The sequence below is a fragment of the Kurthia gibsonii genome, assembly GCF_006539985.1.
Taxonomy (GTDB): domain Bacteria; phylum Bacillota; class Bacilli; order Bacillales_A; family Planococcaceae; genus Kurthia; species Kurthia gibsonii.
Map to the genome: position 1 here is coordinate 1 of NZ_BJOB01000020.1, position 17,941 is coordinate 17,941.

The following is a 17,941-nucleotide window of genomic DNA, read 5'->3' on the forward strand; positions in this document are numbered from 1 at the left end:
GGCTTGTGCTGCTTGCTGGACGCAAGTTGGATGAGCCTTGCAACAGGACGTTGCAGTCTTGGCTCATCTTCAACGTGCCATTTTTCGTATAATCATATGCAATTTTAAATGGTTGTTGCGCTTTTGTTGTGTACGTCAGTGAACCGAGTAAATTCGCATCGTTCATGTTGATTTGAAATAAAGTCATACCGTTTGTAAAAAAGATTGGCTAAAACATATGTCATTTATGATAAATCCTTTTATACCAAGGGTTTATCACGACGTTTTAATCAATCTTTATTTTAATTATGGCTATTTTGAACAGACTTTATTTTAAAATAATAATTCATTCTATCAATTACTGTTTTTCTTTTTATAAAGTCGCCACTCATAAAGGGCAGCTCCTATGAAACATTGAACAAATACCGCCTTATATAAAAATAATACAAGCGCCGTTGACATATTATCTCTTGATGGATCATAAGGTAAGCCATTTTCAAACTGGACATTACTAAAAAGAAAATGTAAAAACAGGCTTCCTATAGTTCCAATTAAAATAAAAATCAAATTGCTTTGTGACTCTGGCTGTAGCTTTTCTCTCAAAAAATAATTACTCATAAACAGAATAAAAGGTGTAACAAGTACTAATAGATAAGCTATAAAACGATATACCTGATCAGTTAAAATACTGAACAAAAAACCACCTAGATGTAATATGCCAATCGCTACAATATTAATTAATGTCAGTCTAATACATTTCATCCATATACATCCTTTTAATATTTATATTTAGAGTTACCAAATAACTTAGCAATTGGTTTTCGAATATTATGAACTTTTCCTCTTAAATTTAATCGTGTATGTAAAACGCTCATTTACTTATACGCAATAATTTTAATATAAATAATATATTTTTGATAAAAATGCACCATGTAAAAAATTAACATAAAATACAAATAGATAAAAGGGTTATTTAAAGAAATACTTATTTTATTAGTAAAATTTTATTTTTTACTTACATTCATCAAAAATAGGGCAAATAAAAAGGAACCACATCAAATGTGATTCCTCTTCCTAAAATAAATCTTATTTCACTTTAATCTCATTGTCTTCTACATAAACTGTTAGTGTGTCGCCAGGTACTTTTTCACCTTTTAATAATTCTTTTGCGACTGGTGTTTCTACATGGCGTTGGATGAAGCGACGAAGTGGTCTTGCGCCGAATGCAGGATCTGCTCCTTCTTTCGCAATCCAATGAATAACATCATCGCCAACTACCAATTTAATCTCTTGTTCTGCTACACGTTGTACGAGATGGTTCACGTACTTACGTGTAATTTCGTAGAAGTGCTCATCTGTTAATGCGTGGAACATGATGATATCATCTAGACGATTTAATAGTTCTGGTTTGAAATGATTTTTCAATTCTGCCATCACTAAATCTTCCACTGCATGTCCTTCTGTATTGTGTAAATCAAGTAAATAGTGTGAACCGATATTCGATGTCATAATGACAACTGTATTCGTAAAGTTCACCATACGTCCTTGACTATCTGTAATACGACCATCATCTAAAATTTGAAGGAGAATGTTTGCGACATCTGGATGTGCTTTTTCAATTTCATCTAATAGAATGACCGAATACGGATTACGACGAACTGCCTCTGTTAATTGACCGCCTTCTTCATAGCCGATATAACCTGGAGGTGCACCCACAAGTCGAGATACACTATGTTTTTCCATGTATTCCGACATATCAATACGTACAAAATGGTCTTCTGAGTCGAATAGTTGTGCTGCGAGTGCTTTCGCAAGTTCTGTTTTACCTACACCAGTTGGTCCTAAGAATAAGAACGAACCGATTGGTTTATTCGGATCTTGGATACCTGCACGCGCGCGCCATACAGCTTCTGAAACAAGACGAACTGCATCATCTTGTCCGACTACACGCTCATGTAGTGTATCTTTTAAACGAAGTAATTTTTCACGTTCTCCCTCTAACATTTTCGTTACAGGAATACCAGTCCAGCGAGATACGATACTCGCAATTTCTTCCGCTGTGACATCTTCACGTAATAGCTTATCTGAGCTTTCTACTTCTTCTTCTAAATTCGCTAGCTCTTTTTCAAGCTCTGGAATTTTACCATGTCGTAGAATCGCCGCTTTATTCAAGTCATATTGACTCTCTGCTTCTTCTAATTCATGACGATATTGATCGAGTTTTTCACGTTTTTCCTGCACAATTTGAAGCGCATTTTTTTCACGTTCCCATTGTTCACGCATCGATTGTGATGAATCTTTTAATTCTTGTAATTCTTCACGTAACGCTTCTAAACGCTTTTTACTCGCATTGTCGCCTTCTTTCATCAATGCTTGTTCTTCAATTTCCAACTGCATTTGTCGACGTGTAACCTCATCTAATTCAGATGGCATCGAGTCGATTTCTGTACGAATCATCGCACACGCCTCATCGACTAAGTCAATCGCTTTATCTGGTAGGAAACGATCTGTAATATAGCGATTTGATAATTCTGCCGCTGCCACAATCGCACGGTCATGGATACGTACACCATGGTGTAATTCGAAACGTTCACGTAAACCACGTAGAATGGAAATTGTATCTTCTACAGATGGTTCGCGTACAAGCACTTGTTGGAAGCGTCGTTCAAGTGCAGGGTCTTTTTCGATATTTGTACGATATTCATCTAATGTTGTCGCACCGATACAATGTAGTTCACCGCGTGCTAACATTGGTTTTAACATATTCCCTGCATCCATCGAACCTTCTGTTTTACCTGCACCAACAATGGTATGAATTTCGTCGATGAATAAGATAATATTTCCTTCTGCTTCACGTACTTGTTTTAAAACACCTTGTAGACGTTCTTCAAACTGTCCGCGATAACTTGCGCCTGCAATTAATGCGCTCATATCAAGTTCATATATTTGTTTATCTTTTAAACCTTCAGGTACGTCTTTTTTTACAATACGTTGCGCTAATCCTTCAACAATCGCTGTTTTACCTACACCTGGTTCACCGATTAGAACGGGATTATTTTTTGTTTTTCGAGATAAAATGCGAATGACATCACGAATTTCTTGGTCACGTCCAATAACAGGGTCCATCTTACCTTCTTTAACTGCCTCTACTAAATTACGTCCATACTTCTCTAGCGGATTTTCTTCTTCTTGGTTCATTTGATTCATTTGCATTATTTTTTCCTCCTGTTTGACTATCTTTGACTATTTATTAATTTTATTATATCGACTTCATTTCAAAAACTCAAGTAATATATTTGACCTTTTTTGACTTTCATGTTTTTTGTACTGTTTATTATTTATGTTAAAATAAAAAACAGTTAATTATGGAGGTGTTTTGATTGTGTTTGATGCAGTCCCCCAAATCGTCCAGCAGATTTTTAAAGCACATGGTACAAAACATCATTTCGTTCGTCATCAACATATTTGTACTGCAGGTGAAGCGGCAACACATCTTTATTTTGTGGAAAAAGGTCGTATTGCCATTACAAAAGAGAGCGTTGGTGGTAAAGAATTAACACTTTGCATTGCGACGAAAAATGATTGTATTGGTGAAAGTATTTTATTCACCCCACTTATTACATACCCACTTTCAGCAAAAGTATTAGATTGTTGTACCATTTTTTCAATTTCGAAAGAACAGTTGGAACATGAATTATCCGAAAACCTTGCAGCACTACGGGAATGTCTCACATGGATTCAAATTCAAAGAATGCGTGAACAAACTAAATTACGCGACTTACTGCTATATGGAAAAAAAGGCGCACTCTCCTCTATACTCATTCGTTTAGCGAATTCATATGGCGAAAAGAAAACAGACAAATCGATTCAAATTAGTGAAAAATTTACACATAGTGAACTAGCAAGTCTTTGTGCAACAAGTCGTGAAGTTGTAAACCGCTTATTACAAGAATTCAAAAAAGAAAAAGTCATATCAGAAGAAAATGGCTACCTTACAATCCATCGTTTAGATTATTTACAGCAGTTTTGTGAATGTGAGCAGTGTATCGAATTTTTATGTCGTATTAATTAGACATGAAAAGAAGACCACTGCTTTTTTGCATGGTCTTCTTTGTTGACTATATTTCGATTAGCTATATTCTAATTATATGTTTCATAAATTAACTACTTTTAATCACATGCATGTTCTTAGATTTTAACTCTAGAACCGTATCACATTGTTCTGCAATCTCTTTTTCATGTGTAATGACAATGACACATTTATTTTGTTCATGTGCTAGTTGTTTAAACAGACGAATGATTTCGAGTGAGTTTTGTTCGTCTAAATTACCTGTCGGCTCGTCTGCTACGACAAGGCGCGCATCACAACACATGGCGCGTACAATCGCAACTCGCTGTTGCTGTCCGCCTGATAAATGTTGGACATTCTTCTTCGCCATTTCAGTGTCAATTCCTACTTTTTGCAACATCTCGAGTGCATATTCTTTACGATTCGCTTTTTTTGAATGCGTAATTTCAAGTGCTGCTGTTATATTATCAAGTGCCGATAAATAAGGTAGTAGATTATACGACTGAAAGACAATCGATACACATTCATTACGATAACGTGTTAACCCAATCTTTTTTAATGACTTCCCTTCGTAATAAATATCACCTGATTTTGGTGTATCCAGTCCTGCAATTAGCGATAAAAAAGTCGTTTTTCCCGAACCACTCGATCCTAAAATACCGTATAATTTTCCTTCATCAATAGCAGCTATAGCTGCAATGATTGGTCTAACTGTTAGAGAGTTATTATTACATTCAAAATTAAATTTCGGAGAGGAGAATTTTATGAAATTATTTAACAGAATATTAAAACTTAAAAATCTAGAAATTTTTAAGTTTTTCAAAGAAAGCAATTCGGTATGTTACATCTTGCTAGAAGATACTAGACGACCTCTTTCAAAAGAAGAAATAAAACATGATCCATTATGTTATATGGATGAGGAAGATATAAATGAAATTTTAAATGTTTTCAAAATTTCATTTATAAGTGATGAGAAACTAGAAGAAGATTCTTATTTTTTAAGAACTTTTTTCTCAGAATTAGTTAATAATACAGATATAACTACTTTTATTATCGATGAGTTTGTAAAAAAAGATTTATATGATGCCCCCCATTTAGATGAAGTTCCATTTTTCAATAACTTGTTGACATATATAGATTCGGATATTGTATTGAGCGAAATAGATGATCATAAATGGATGTATTTATCTCAAGACTAAGAAAATATCACTCTAATTTATAATTTTTGTAGTAGAATACTTAAATTTTAACAAAAAAGGCTGTTTTTTTGTTTTGTATAGGCGTGTGGATGTGACTTATGCAGAAACAGCATCGCCCAAAATGAAAATCCGCAAACAGACTAAAAAGAGCTTCAGCATTTTCATATGCCGAAGCTCTCTTACTTTTAACTGGGATTTTACCCAGACTCTTCTAACCATTTTATTTTTTTAAGATGTCATTAAATTGTTTTTCAAAAATCGGCGCAAAAGATTCGGCATACGTATTTGTAATATGATCGTAATCACGATAAACGACAACATTCCCAATAATCGGTCTGAATTCATCACCTATTTTGAAATACTGTGTTAAATCTAATGTATGAAATTCTTGATTTTTCTCTAAGTTTGTCCAAGCTGCTCCGTCTAATTGATTTTGTTCACGATTCATTTTCTCAATCGTTTTTTGCTCACCATCTTGATCAAGAGACTCCACAACATTGAATGTATAGCGTGGATTATCACGTAACGCTAAAATTTGAACACCCGCTTCCTTTAATTCACGCAGTGGATTTAAAAGATGTTCTTGAATACGTTCTTTATCTGTATTCGAAGCTGTCGCATGTCCTACTACTAAATCGATATCCTGTTCTTTAATATAGGCTAATGTATTTTCCACCCACTTAGACTTGATATCATCTTCATCATAACCTGTAGAAAAACGAGTAGCTGAACGTGTCATATTGAGTACACGATAATCCGTTCCTTCAACTGCTTTTAATACGCCACCTAGCCATTGTTCGGAATGTGAACTTCCGACAACTGCGATGGTAGCTGTGTACCCTTCTTTTTTACCATAGACACCGACTTTTACATCCGCTTTTTTTTGAGTTTGATTACTACCATCTATATGCGACTGTGGTAAATCATTAAATACATTGGCTAAAGTTGGATAGGCAGGTACATCTGGTACTTCAACTTTTCCAAGAGCTGCTACTGCTCCAGGATAATTTTCAACAGTTTTATTTTTAGCTTGTTGATTTTGCGTAAAAAGATTTGTACTCACCAAAACAGCAATTAAAATAAGGTTCACCGTTCCAATCCATGAAATTCTACGGAATGCACGATGCGTTGTAGATGATTCGCGAATCGGTTTTTCAATAAAGCGCGTCATTAAGTACGATAAGATGAACGATGCAATAATAATCGTCATACCTTCTAAAAAGTTCGGATTCTCTCGGCTAATATTATAATGATAGAACGAAAGAATAACCCAGTGCCATAGATAAACACCGAAGGATAAACCACCTAATTTAATCATGACAGGTGAGGCTAAAATACGACGTACACCAAAACGAGTTACCACTGTTCCAGATACAATAATAAAGACAGCACAAGCCATTGGCCATAGTGCAATATAACCTGGGAACATTTGTGATACATCAAATAACATACCTGTTAAGATTAGGCCAATTAAGCCTAGCCATCCTAATATCATTGCGACTACTTTATTGATGCGAATGTATGCTAGATTTACACACAGTAATCCACCTAACGAGAATTCCCATACACGTGTAAATGTAATGAAATAAGCAAATGGTTGGTTCACTGAAGTTAAATATATTGAATAACTAAGTGATACGATGAATACACTACCTAAAATAAAATTAATTAATTTTCGGGTATTCGTGATTTGATATTTTTTAATCGCCCATAAAATAAATGCAAATAATATAAACCAAATTATGTAAAATTGACCTTGGATGGACATCGCCCAAAAGTGTTCTACAGGAGTTTTCATTTGTTGTGAATCGAGATAATCTGTATTTGAAAATGCTAACTGCCAGTTTTCAAAATAGAACATGGAAGCAATAATTTCTTTAATCGTTTTATCTAGGATTGTTTGCGGTAATAAAAAGAAGCTAAGTAAAAGAACGACTGCTAATATAAAAAATACGGATGGCAATAAACGTTTCAATAGCTTAGAAATATAGGGTAGGAACTTAAACGTCCCTGTACGATTAATGGTTGAAATAATAGAGGTTGTGATTAAAAATCCAGAGACTACGAAGAAGACATCTACACCACCTGAAACGCGGTTAAACCAAATATGGTATGTGGCGACTAGAAGTGCTGCAACAACACGTAAACCCTCGATTTCGGGTCGGAATTTACGTTCAATTTGAATCAATTGTTTATCCATTTTAAAAAAATTCAATTCTCCTATCTTTATTTATTCATAAAAAAATGACCTTTACGATTCAAGTATCGAACGTGAAAGGCCATTCTATTATTAACGTACGCCTAGAGCCATTTTTGCATAACGCGTCATATTGTCTTTTGACCATGGTGGATTCCAAACAATATTTACGTCTACATCTTTTACTTCTGGTAATTCAAATAGTGCTGTACGAATTTGGTCGATAATCATTGGTCCCATTGGGCAGCCCATTGATGTTAATGTCATTGTAACCATTGCGACGCCTTCATCATTCATATCTACGTCATAAACAAGACCTAAATTAACGATATCAATCCCTAATTCTGGGTCAATAACGTTTTCAAGTGCGCCTAGGATACTGTCTTTCATATCTTGATCGATTGCCATGAAAGTTTACCCCTTTCTACATAGTGTTAAGTTTATCATAACAAAATTTAAGGCTTATGCCAAATACTCTGCAAACCAATCAACGTTCGCAAGCATACCTTTACGATTTACTTTATGACCTGAACTTTTTGATGTCATATGTTGCCACTTCTCAGGATCATCTGCATACTGTTCTTTCATTGCTTCATAAAAAGCGTGTGCTGGTGCATATGGAACCATTTGATCTTTTTTACCATGCCAGAAGAATACAGGTCGTCCTGCTAATTTTTCAGGATGACTACTAATTTCGAAGTAAGCTAGCGTGCGGTATAAATGTGCCAATTCTTCTTCAGAAAGCGGTAATGGTAATCCCATCGCCTCCACTTGTTCGATTTGTGCTTTTGCTAAATCAACATAGTTTGGTGTACCCATCATCACTGCTGCTACATCAATCCATGGATAGACAGTTAGGCATCCTAATGTCGTAATCGCTCCCATTGACGTACCACTTAAACCAATTTTTGTACCTTCTTGAATAATCCCTTTTTCTTGTAACGCGTGGTAAATTGTTTCAACTTCCTCGATATTCGTTAAGACAATCTCCCAAAATCGTAAACTTAATTGAACAGGATCGAGATGTTCGTCACGATCACCATGTAAGATGGCATCTGGCATAATGACACGCATTCCTTTATTCACATAATTATAAGCATAGTGCAAATTATGCTCTTTCGCACTTTCAAAACCATGTAGAAATAGGATGGTTGGTGTCGACGCATCCATCGTTTCATCATAGATGTGTAGTAGTGGGATATTACCCCATTGTTCTTTTTTAATCTCCATTTCCTGTTCACTCCTTTACATTCTTATCCTTATCGTAACAGAAATTATTTTATGTGACGAATAAAAATGAACAAAATCGGGAAAAGGTCATTTTATAAAGCAGTAGACAATTTGAGTAAGTATTGTATAGGGTTCCAAGCGATTTTTGCTTTAGCCGTTGGTATTTTCTTTTTGGCACGCGGAGTTTTTGCTTTGGTGAAAGACAAAGCTGCCAGATTAATCGTTTTAAGTTTTGTATATGGTGCAGTGCTTATAATTTATGCGTTCTTTTATAATTCAATTAATTCTTGGTTGTTCTTTGGTGTCATTATCGTATTCAGTACAATTGTATTCGCTATAAATCCTAAAAAAGTAAATTAGTAAAATGAGATGAAAAGAAAATTAGCAATTTACAATTTTCTTTTTTATTATGACTTATTCACTCTTTTCGAAAGGAAGTTTTGACGGAATACGGTGTATAAGGTTAAAATTACGGGATAGAGAGGAGTTTTGCGATTCATGAAGCCTCATTTAATTGCGCTTGATTTAGACGGCACATTATTAACGGATGAAAAAGTGATATCACCTACAACAAAAGAAACAATCTTGCAAGCAAAGTCAGTAGGACATCAAGTAATGATTGCAACTGGGCGACCTTTTCGCGCCAGCAAACATATTTATGAAGAACTAGGACTACATACACCAATCGTTAATTTCAACGGTGCATACATTCATCAACCTCATCACACGCAGTTTAAAACACAACATAATCCGATTCAATTACATACTGCAACGGACATTGTGGAATCTCTTCATGAATACCGTCTTACCAATGTCATTGCGGAAGTGATGGATGATGTTTATGTTGAACAGCAAGACGATCCACTTCTTGCGATTTTAGGAATGGGTAATCCACGTATGACATATGGCAAAATTAAAGAGCATCTAAAAGATGATCCAACAAGTTTATTACTTCATGCGAGTGACCAAGAAGTTGCAATCATTCGTGAATTTTTAGAACATACGAAAGCAGAAGTAATTGATCATCGTCGTTGGGGTGACCCGTACCATGTAATCGAAATCGTGCGCAGCGGTATTCATAAAGCAATTGGTTTAGGGATCGTTTCAAAGCATTTACAAATTCCAAAAGAACGTATTATTGCATTTGGTGATGAGGATAATGATTTAGAGATGCTTGAATATGCCGGTCTTGGCGTGGCAATGGGCAATGCGATTGGCGATGTAAAAAATATTGCAAATGAGATTACGGACAGTAACAACGAAGACGGAATCGCGCGTATTTTACGTGAACGTCTAAAACTCTAAATGAATTATAGGAGGTGTAAGCACATGAAACTATTTGCAGATAGCGCATGTGATTTACCACAATCTTTTTATGTAAATAATAATGTACATCTATTTCCACTACGTGTTGAGCTAGATGGCAAAGAATTCGACGATGTCATTGGCATTGATGTACAAAAAGTATATGACGAAATTCGAAATGGCAAATCGCCAAAAACCTCTCAAGTATCACCTGAAGTATTTTTGTATGCTTTTGAAGAACTTGCAAAATCAGGCGAGGAAGGTTTATATATCGCATTCTCTTCTGAACTTTCAGGTACATACAACACTGCTCGTATGATGCGTGAACAGGTGCTTGAAAACTATCCTGATTTAAAACTCGAAATTATTGACTCGAAATGTGCATCACTTGGTTATGGTATGGTCGTAAAAGAAGTGGTTCGCATACGCGACCATGCCTACTCATTTGAAGATATTGTAGCGCGTACACGTTTCCAAGCAGAACATATGGAACACTTATTTACTGTAGAAGACTTAGATTTTCTTGCTAAAGGCGGACGTGTTTCTAAAACAAGTGCTTTCATTGGTGGATTATTAAGTATTAAGCCACTCCTTCACGTAGAAGATGGCAAACTAATTCCAATCGAGAAAATGCGTGGTCGTAAAAAAGTGTTTAAGCGTATTTTAGACGTAATGGAAGAACGTGGTGAAACACTATCTAAACAAGTCATTGCAATTAGTCATGGTGACGACCTAGCAGCTGCACAGGAAATGAAGGAAATGATTATCGAACGCTTCCACCCTGTAGCTGTTGAGTTACATGTGATTGGTTCGACTATCGCATGTCATGCAGGTCCTGGAACAATCGCTGTCTTTTTCTTAAACGAATTATATCCTGAAGCTCTATAAATCAAAAAAAAGGTTGAGACCTATGTGTTATAAACACATTAGATCTCAACCTTTTTTAAAGAGATACACTATATTCCTTCCCCCCTTCTTTTTTCGCACGCCACCAATCACAATCGTAATCATAAGCAATACAAATAGTGTCCCTACAACCGCCAGTGATAGATACGGAAATTCAACATTCTTTCTTGGCTGGATTTCAAAAATTTCTGCCTGTTCACGATCTAATGCGATACGATATTTTTGATTAGGACTCGCATAGATCTTTTCTTCATCTAATAAGCTTACCAATTCTCGATTCTTGCCTATCGCTTTTTCAGAAAGGTTCATTTGCTGCGTCTGGTCTGTATTATTGACAACTACGAGCCACTTCTTTTTATCATCATATCGTTCGTAAGCGACAAAACCATCTTGATGATTTAATAATTTGAATGAACCATTTCGCAAGGTTGGATTATCTGAACGAATTTTTTGAAGCTTTCCGATGTAATCTGTTAGCTCATTATTTTCTTTAAATTCCATCATGCCAAGTGTATCGGGTGGACTTTCTCCACTCATTTCATTTTCAGTACCATACATCATAATAGGCGTCCCTGGTAAAGTAAATAAGGTCGTTAGCGCCAATTTCAACTGTGGACTCGATTCACCTTTCGATATTTTGGTGTGTTCTGAAAAACGTGTATTATTCACATCATCAATCATGAGTAGACGTGGATTAACTTCACGATCTTCTCGAATATTTTTCACAACCGATGTAGCAGTCGTATTCGGTTTTTTAAAGACTTCCTGAAAAGCTCTCATCTTTCCTACATCATAATCCACATCAAAATTCGCATCTGAGTCATTATCAGATAGGACGACTAAGTCAGGATTACTTGCTTTTAAAATCAACATTAAATCATTTAAAAAAGTTGGATCTACACCTTGTATCCCTGTAAGTCGAATACCATCCACTTGATTATGATAAGCATAATCTGCTGCAGCTTTCATCAAAGCTTTTTTCACTTGTTTATTTTCTAAATTCCAATTAATCGTTCCCTTTTCAGTCGCGGGCTTCGTCCAATTCGCTTTTTCACCTTTTGGAATCAATATATTCTTTTCACTCACACCATTAATCGGAAAATCAGCAATTATTTTGATTTGCTCTTCATTTAAGGCTTCACGCATCTTTTGATAATCTGCTTCTGTCCCAAAGTAAGGCTGTAGTTGACCATAATCCACTACCTTTTTTCCGCGATAGTCTTCTGCTTTTGCTAGGCTTCCGAGTGAAACATATGAAAAACGCAATTTTTTAAAATAACTTGCCTTCGTTCGAACTCCTTCAAAATCGCCACCCATAAAAGGCTCTTTTAGATTTGTCGGTCCATTATTTGCTGGGTTCCCATCCACAAAACGATCAATAATAATGTCATAAATACTCTCATCGTGCATGTCCTGCTTAGCTTTTACAAAAAAGGTAGGCGAAATTAAAAAGAGTAAACATAACGACAAGATGAAAGAACTTATTTTTTTCATCTATCCTTTGCCACCTTTCATAATCTATTCACTCTTATCCTTTACCCCCTTTAACGAAAAAAAGTAGTACAAACCATAAAAATTGGTCTGTACTACTTTTTATAGGTGGTTTTTTAGAAGAACTGGAAGCCCATTGGCAATTTGAAGCCCAGTACAAGTACAACGATTAAGCAGATAATAAAACCTGCCCACATACCACCAGTCGATTTACCTTTATTGCTGCGAACTAATACTAATTCCATAAAGGCGATTACACCTAAACCGAATAACAGTTTAAATCCGTACAACATACCCTGGCCGTAGTCAAGCGCTGTAATGAATAAAGCAACACCTGTTGCGATAATCAAAATATAGAATAGACGTAAAATCATATGTGTAATTTTGCGCCCTTTTGAACCTTTTTGCATACTAACTGCAACAAAGAATAAAATTAGTGCTACAACCCATGTCGTAATATGCAAATGAGTTTGTGAACCTAAAAATTCAAGCATGTTTTTCACCTCGTATAATTGTCATATTTCTTTTTCATGTTACCAAAGAGATGCAGACTATACAAACAAAAATACCCACAGAAAACGAATATAGGAAGAAGATACAAAAACATCGTTCTAAATAGCATAGATGCACAAATGCTACTTCTACTGTTCCCCTATTCAGCTAAAAGTTAACTAAGTAAAAAAGGAATTCTTATTGCTTGGTTCAGGTCATTCGAGGGCGAAAATGGGACATTCGCTATTCAGTTCAGGTCATTCGCTCGTCCAATCAGGTCATTCGAGGGCGAAAATGGGACATTCGCTATTCAGTTCAGGTCATTCGCTCGTCCAATCGGGACATTCGAGGGCGAAAATGGGACATTCGCTATTCAGTTCAGGTCATTCGCTCGTCCAATCAGGTCATTCGAGGGCGAAAATGGGACATTCGCCCAAATAACAAAAAAATCTCGACAGCCGAGGCATGTCGAGATTGAATAATATCTTATTCGAAACGGTTTACTAATGTACCGATTCCTTCGATTGATACTTTTACTGTGTCGCCTGCTTTTAAATACGTTGGTGGAGTCATACCTTTACCAACTCCTGCTGGCGTACCTGTTAAAATCACATCACCTGGTTCTAATGTTACCATGCTTGAGATTTTTACAATCAAATCTTCAACAGTATGCATCATGTCACGTGTTGTACCATTTTGACGTACTTCATCGTTGACTTTTGTAACTACTGTTAGATTTTGTGGATTTGGAATTTCATCTTTCGTTACTAAATAAGGTCCCATTGGGCAAGACCCATCTAGACTTTTTGCTAAGAAGAATTGTTTATGACGTTCTTGTAAATCACGTGCTGTAATATCATTTGCAATCGTATAACCAAATACGTAGTCAAATGCTAAAACTGCTGGAATGTTCTTCCCTTTTTTCCCGATTACAACTGCTAACTCACCTTCGTAATCAAGTGAATCTGTTACATCTGCATGAACAGAAATTGTTTGCTCATCAGCAGCAATGGCTGTCGGTGCTTTTGTGAACACAACTAAATCTTCTGGTGCATGATCAGCGCCCATCTCTTTTGCATGCTCATCATAGTTTTTCCCTACGCAAATAATGTTCTTTGTCGTACGTGGAATTGGTGCAAGCCATTCGATGTTTGTAAACGCATGTTTGAAAATAGCTGGATTTGGAGATTGTTCAGCCGCCTCTACTAATTTTCGCATTTGCTCTACAAATTCAAAACCATAAGTCATACCTTCAACAATTGTTTCAGAAAACGAAGGTAAGACATTTAACGATTTTTGAATTGCTAGTACATCCCAAACTGCTTCTTCTCTTTTTACTTTCGGACCAAAGCCGATTTCATTGTTGTAACGAAATGATAAAATTTTCATGAATAGTGGCACTCCTTCTTTTTTTACAATAATACCTTATTTTCTATTAAATTTCCTCTATTTTTCAAATCTCTTTCCATATGTGACGCTTTTCCAAAGCGCTTCTACAGGACCTTGTTTAAAGTACTTGAACCAAATCATTGAAAAAACGAGCTGAATCGCATAAATTGCGAGTGCAATATAGAATAATTGTAACAGACTTAGCTTGCCATACAAACCAAAACCAAAGCCATAAAATAAAATACTTTGGATAACAGACTGCATTAAGTAGATTGTTAATGACATGCGACCTGCTGCTTGAATCGGTTTTGTAATGATTTGCACCCACGGAATGAGTCCAAGAAGTACAATTAATGATACATAGCCTACCGTTAAAATCGGCGCACCGATCACTTGACCAATACCTTCATAAAAAATCGAAGTAGGTTCATGATAAATGAGATTTTTTAAATAGAGTCCGAGTGATAGCCCTATAATACATAAGACGAACCAAAGCTTCTTAAGTTCTCCTGCTCGTTCAATTAAGCGCCACTGACTTGCGGCAGCACCAACAAGCATGAATGGAAGAATTGTAAAAAATGCTGAAATCCACATCATAATTGAATATTGTAAGGATAAATCATTTAAACGTTGGAAAAAGATTTCGATGACTCCACCATAACGATAAGACTCAATCGACTGTGCCACACCTGCTACATCTGTGTATTCAGACGAATCGGAAATAAATTGACTTGAAATATAAAATAGAACGGTTACTGTCAAACTGCAAATACCGAATAAAATAGTCGCAATAAGTAATTGGAAAATCGGTTTTAACTTTAATAAAAATAATAAACCGAAACCAAGTACAGCATACGTTGTTAAAATATCACCATACCAGATGAAAAAGGCATGTAATAAACCAATCAGCAATAGGAAACTAAGTCGCTTGGAGCCATAACCAATGAATGATTCACCTAGCTCCTTTGATTTGTTCATTTGCAGCTGTAGACCATAACCGAATAAACCTGCAAATAAAGGGTAAAAACTTCCTTGCACAAAAATCGTTAAGTATTTTTCCATCTGTAAATCAGTTGGATGTTCTAAAAACTCACGTAGTGATACATAGTTTACAGGGAAATTAAACGCCAATAAATTGACGAGTAAAATCCCAAATAAGCTAAGTCCTCTTAATAAATCTAATGTGCCAATACGCTGTTTTGTTGGTGCAAGTTGCATCAACTTTTATCTCCTCCTATACTTCAAATCCGTGATGTGCAGCGAAAGCATAAATCATCGCACGCGTAATTTGAATATCTAAAATTTCTTCAACAGCTTGCTTATATGTGTTTAACTGAATCGAATAGCGTCGGCGTAATTCAGCTTCTAACCCTTCTGTTGTGCGCATTGTCGCTGTGAGTCGGTCTGTCTTGTAATCAAGTAGTACCCATTCACCAGAAGTCGTTTGATATAGGCAGTCAATAATCCCTTGTACAATTTGTGCGTCTCCATCTTCATCGACAATGGCACGTGTGAAAGGTAATTCCCTTTTTAAAATAGGCGCTGACTTAAACTCCTGTCCAGTTGGACTCGCAAAGAACGTCAGTAAATCTTGTGGTTCAACAACTTGCGCTTCTTCCTTTGTTAAGAGTTGGCGTTTTACGAGTGTCTGCAAAAATACTTCAATTTCTTCTACTGTTTCAAAACCTTGTTGGGGTACATGTTCCATTACTGCATGGACAGCAGTTCCTTTTTCAGTGCCACTCATATTCGTCTGTTCTTGCATGAATGTTGGTCGTGGACCTTGCGTCACTTCTACCTTCTCTTTCACAGGTTCAAAAATCATCTCGGGTTCTGCCTGATCTTCTAACAACTTCAATCGCTTCATTTCTGAAACAGACGTTTTCGATTTTTTACGCGTCGATGTTTCAAATGGATAGCGATAGTCCAGACGTTGATGAATAAGCGTAGAGAAAAATTGATTTTCTTCCGTTACAGGTGTTGGCAATACCTCATGTTCTTCCACTGCAACCGTCATATCCTGACAATCGACAATCTCTATTTTAAATCGTGAATGGTCGGGTGATGCTGTACGTTCCCTTTCTTCGACATCTGCTAGATAATCAGGGTGTCTTGCAATCGCTGGACCAATCCAATCAAAATAATTACTCGCTTTAGCACGCTGATGTTCTGGAAGCGGGTCGCCCAGTGCGAGTAGCTGCGCATCTTGCCACTTCTCCTGTGCACTCTCCCACTCTTTTACTGAACCTACTAAATAAAGTTTTTCTTTTGCACGCGTCATCGCAACATATAAAACACGCATTTCCTCCGCCTTCATCTCAAGCATTTTTTTCTCTTTCATCGCTAAATAAGGTAGTGATGTATATTCAATTCGTTTTTCAGGGTCAATCATTTTAACTGCTAATCCAAACACAGGGTCAAATAGATAGGATTGATTAAAGTCCATACGGTTGAATGGTCGCCCCATTCCTGCAGCGAATACATATGGGAACTCTAAACCTTTTGACGAGTGAATGGTCATAATACGTACGACATTTTCGGATTGTCCAATCGCTTTTGCTGTCCCTAAATCATCGCCTCTCAAGCGCATACGGTCGATAAAACGAAGGAAACGGAATAACCCACGAAATGCCGTTTTTTCATAAGCAATTGCTCGGTCATGTAAGGCACGAAGATTCGCTTGACGTTGTTTACCATTCGCCATCGCACCAACCATCTCATAATAATTCGTATCGAGATATACTTTCCAAATTAAGTCGGCTAATGAACCTCTACGCGCTAAATTACGCCAATCTTCAAGTAATAATAAGAAGCGCTGTAGCTTCTCTGCTGCCTTTGTACGCATCACTTGTCCTTGCCCAACAAAAGACTTCAGTGCATCATAAAACGACGCTTTACGGTCTGCTAGACGGATTTCAGCTAGTTCATTTTCAGTTAGACCGATAAAAGGCGCACGTAATACAGAAGCTAACGGTATATCTTGGTATGGATTGTCAATTACTTTTAATGTATTCATCATGACCATCACTTCAATAGCATCGAAGTAACCGCGTGACAGTTCTGCGTATAACGGTATTCCTGCTAACTTAAATTCCTCCACAAAATCGGCAGACCATGTCATTGAACGCATTAAAATAACTATGTCACTATATTCAATTGGACGACTGACAGGATTACCATGCTCGTCTTTTTTGAAGGCATCATAAACCAACTGTTCACGATTCATTAATTGTTGAATTTGCGAGATGATATAGCGTGCTTCTCGTTGTGAAGTACGTAATTCCTCAATCTCCTCATCTACTTCTTCCTCTTCTGTCGCATGCAGTACAGCGACCGTAATCGGCGTATCTTGTGCTGGATAAGGAGCTGCAGGTTTTAAACTCGCTGCTTCGTCATAATCAATCTCGCCAACTTTTTCACCCATGATTTGCTTGAAGATATAGTTCGTACCATCTAACACTTCATGTCGGCTTCGGAAGTTCGCATTCAAATCAATTTTCATACCTGTATCCGTCGGTTCGTCTTGATATTGTAGATACTTATTTAAAAATAATGTTGGTTCAGCGAGTCGGAATCGATAGTAGAGTAGGAACCCAGCGCCTTGCTACATTGCCGTAGTAGGTTTCCAGAGAACCCCTCCCCGAACCGTACGTACTCTTCTCAGAGTATACGGCTCTCCACTTA

Annotated in this window: 16 protein-coding genes and 1 pseudogene; 5 read left to right on the plus strand and 12 right to left on the minus strand. The window is 36.6% G+C overall.

Annotation, left to right across the window (positions count from 1 at the left end; translation table 11 throughout):
* The 3 genes from KGI01_RS07765 to KGI01_RS07775 form a co-directional block, all read right to left on the minus strand.
* The coding region (locus tag KGI01_RS07765) for a hypothetical protein (RefSeq protein WP_141274224.1) at positions 1 to 187 on the minus strand (187 nt) is incomplete at its 3' end.
* A gap of 146 nt (positions 188 to 333) precedes the next feature.
* The gene (locus KGI01_RS07770; RefSeq protein WP_141274225.1) at positions 334 to 741 is read right to left on the minus strand and encodes a hypothetical protein; all 408 of its coding nucleotides are present in this window, start codon (positions 739 to 741) and stop codon (positions 334 to 336) included.
* A 324-nt stretch (positions 742 to 1,065) separates the two neighbouring features.
* The gene (locus KGI01_RS07775; RefSeq protein WP_373863123.1) at positions 1,066 to 3,186 is read right to left on the minus strand and encodes an ATP-dependent Clp protease ATP-binding subunit; all 2,121 of its coding nucleotides are present in this window, start codon (positions 3,184 to 3,186) and stop codon (positions 1,066 to 1,068) included.
* A 175-nt stretch (positions 3,187 to 3,361) separates the two neighbouring features.
* Here KGI01_RS07775 and KGI01_RS07780 point away from each other — a divergent pair, with 175 nt between their 5' ends.
* Complete coding sequence (locus tag KGI01_RS07780) at positions 3,362 to 4,051, plus strand: Crp/Fnr family transcriptional regulator (RefSeq protein WP_170214757.1); 690 nt, start codon at positions 3,362 to 3,364, stop codon at positions 4,049 to 4,051.
* Positions 4,052 to 4,139: 88 nt separating this feature from the next.
* On the opposite strand, the gene KGI01_RS07785 is transcribed toward KGI01_RS07780, so the two are convergent.
* Positions 4,140 to 4,751, minus strand: a complete 612-nt coding sequence (locus KGI01_RS07785; protein ID WP_141274247.1) for an ABC transporter ATP-binding protein — start codon at positions 4,749 to 4,751, stop codon at positions 4,140 to 4,142.
* A 145-nt stretch (positions 4,752 to 4,896) separates the two neighbouring features.
* Here KGI01_RS07785 and KGI01_RS07790 point away from each other — a divergent pair, with 145 nt between their 5' ends.
* Positions 4,897 to 5,247 (plus strand): terpene synthase, encoded by a 351-nt coding sequence (locus KGI01_RS07790; RefSeq protein ID WP_255314761.1) that lies wholly within the window; start codon positions 4,897 to 4,899, stop codon positions 5,245 to 5,247.
* Positions 5,248 to 5,467: 220 nt separating this feature from the next.
* On the opposite strand, the gene KGI01_RS07795 is transcribed toward KGI01_RS07790, so the two are convergent.
* The 3 genes from KGI01_RS07795 to KGI01_RS07805 form a co-directional block, all read right to left on the minus strand.
* Positions 5,468 to 7,462 (minus strand): acyltransferase family protein, encoded by a 1,995-nt coding sequence (locus KGI01_RS07795; RefSeq protein ID WP_307723179.1) that lies wholly within the window; start codon positions 7,460 to 7,462, stop codon positions 5,468 to 5,470.
* 75 nt (positions 7,463 to 7,537) lie between these two features.
* Positions 7,538 to 7,846, minus strand: coding sequence for a metal-sulfur cluster assembly factor (locus KGI01_RS07800; protein WP_068457542.1), 309 nt, complete (start codon positions 7,844 to 7,846; stop codon positions 7,538 to 7,540).
* A gap of 60 nt (positions 7,847 to 7,906) precedes the next feature.
* A complete protein-coding gene (locus KGI01_RS07805; RefSeq protein WP_141274229.1) occupies positions 7,907 to 8,674 on the minus strand; it encodes a prolyl oligopeptidase family serine peptidase in 768 nt (255 codons plus the stop codon).
* A 66-nt stretch (positions 8,675 to 8,740) separates the two neighbouring features.
* On the opposite strand from KGI01_RS07805, the gene KGI01_RS07810 reads away from it, so the two are divergent.
* The 3 genes from KGI01_RS07810 to KGI01_RS07820 all read left to right on the plus strand — a co-directional run bounded on the left by KGI01_RS07810 (position 8,741) and on the right by KGI01_RS07820 (position 10,867).
* Positions 8,741 to 9,034, plus strand: coding sequence for a hypothetical protein (locus KGI01_RS07810; protein ID WP_141274230.1), 294 nt, complete (start codon positions 8,741 to 8,743; stop codon positions 9,032 to 9,034).
* A gap of 138 nt (positions 9,035 to 9,172) precedes the next feature.
* On the plus strand, positions 9,173 to 9,979 hold the full coding sequence (locus KGI01_RS07815) for a Cof-type HAD-IIB family hydrolase (protein WP_141274231.1): 807 nt from the start codon (positions 9,173 to 9,175) through the stop codon (positions 9,977 to 9,979).
* A 24-nt stretch (positions 9,980 to 10,003) separates the two neighbouring features.
* A complete protein-coding gene (locus KGI01_RS07820) occupies positions 10,004 to 10,867 on the plus strand; it encodes a DegV family protein (RefSeq protein ID WP_141274232.1) in 864 nt (287 codons plus the stop codon).
* 45 nt (positions 10,868 to 10,912) lie between these two features.
* On the opposite strand, the gene KGI01_RS07825 is transcribed toward KGI01_RS07820, so the two are convergent.
* From KGI01_RS07825 to addA, 5 genes and pseudogenes are all read right to left on the minus strand, one after another.
* Positions 10,913 to 12,379 (minus strand): alpha-amylase family glycosyl hydrolase, encoded by a 1,467-nt coding sequence (locus KGI01_RS07825; RefSeq protein WP_141274233.1) that lies wholly within the window; start codon positions 12,377 to 12,379, stop codon positions 10,913 to 10,915.
* Between the two features lie 113 nt (positions 12,380 to 12,492).
* On the minus strand, positions 12,493 to 12,870 hold the full coding sequence (locus KGI01_RS07830) for a YisL family protein (protein WP_068455470.1): 378 nt from the start codon (positions 12,868 to 12,870) through the stop codon (positions 12,493 to 12,495).
* 484 nt (positions 12,871 to 13,354) lie between these two features.
* Complete coding sequence (locus KGI01_RS07835) at positions 13,355 to 14,257, minus strand: fumarylacetoacetate hydrolase family protein (RefSeq protein ID WP_141274234.1); 903 nt, start codon at positions 14,255 to 14,257, stop codon at positions 13,355 to 13,357.
* Between the two features lie 57 nt (positions 14,258 to 14,314).
* Positions 14,315 to 15,475, minus strand: coding sequence for a DUF418 domain-containing protein (locus KGI01_RS07840; protein ID WP_255314764.1), 1,161 nt, complete (start codon positions 15,473 to 15,475; stop codon positions 14,315 to 14,317).
* 16 nt (positions 15,476 to 15,491) lie between these two features.
* Positions 15,492 to 17,837, minus strand: a pseudogene (gene addA / locus KGI01_RS07845) (helicase-exonuclease AddAB subunit AddA); the annotation flags it as partial.
* Between the last annotated feature and the right edge of the window lie 104 nt (positions 17,838 to 17,941).

Bases quoted from the DNA above. Each gene is read 5' to 3' on its own strand.
- KGI01_RS07770 (WP_141274225.1), bottom strand. From the start codon at position 741: ATGAAATGTATTAGACTGACATTAATTAATATTGTAGCGATTGGCATA.
- KGI01_RS07775 (WP_373863123.1), bottom strand. From the start codon at position 3,186: ATGAATCAAATGAACCAAGAAGAAGAAAATCCGCTAGAGAAGTATGGA.
- KGI01_RS07805 (WP_141274229.1), bottom strand. From the start codon at position 8,674: ATGGAGATTAAAAAAGAACAATGGGGTAATATCCCACTACTACACATC.
- KGI01_RS07810 (WP_141274230.1), top strand. From the start codon at position 8,741: ATGAACAAAATCGGGAAAAGGTCATTTTATAAAGCAGTAGACAATTTG.
- KGI01_RS07815 (WP_141274231.1), top strand. From the start codon at position 9,173: ATGAAGCCTCATTTAATTGCGCTTGATTTAGACGGCACATTATTAACG.
- KGI01_RS07820 (WP_141274232.1), top strand. From the start codon at position 10,004: ATGAAACTATTTGCAGATAGCGCATGTGATTTACCACAATCTTTTTAT.
- KGI01_RS07825 (WP_141274233.1), bottom strand. From the start codon at position 12,379: ATGAAAAAAATAAGTTCTTTCATCTTGTCGTTATGTTTACTCTTTTTA.
- KGI01_RS07830 (WP_068455470.1), bottom strand. From the start codon at position 12,870: ATGCTTGAATTTTTAGGTTCACAAACTCATTTGCATATTACGACATGG.
- KGI01_RS07835 (WP_141274234.1), bottom strand. From the start codon at position 14,257: ATGAAAATTTTATCATTTCGTTACAACAATGAAATCGGCTTTGGTCCG.
- KGI01_RS07840 (WP_255314764.1), bottom strand. From the start codon at position 15,475: ATGCAACTTGCACCAACAAAACAGCGTATTGGCACATTAGATTTATTA.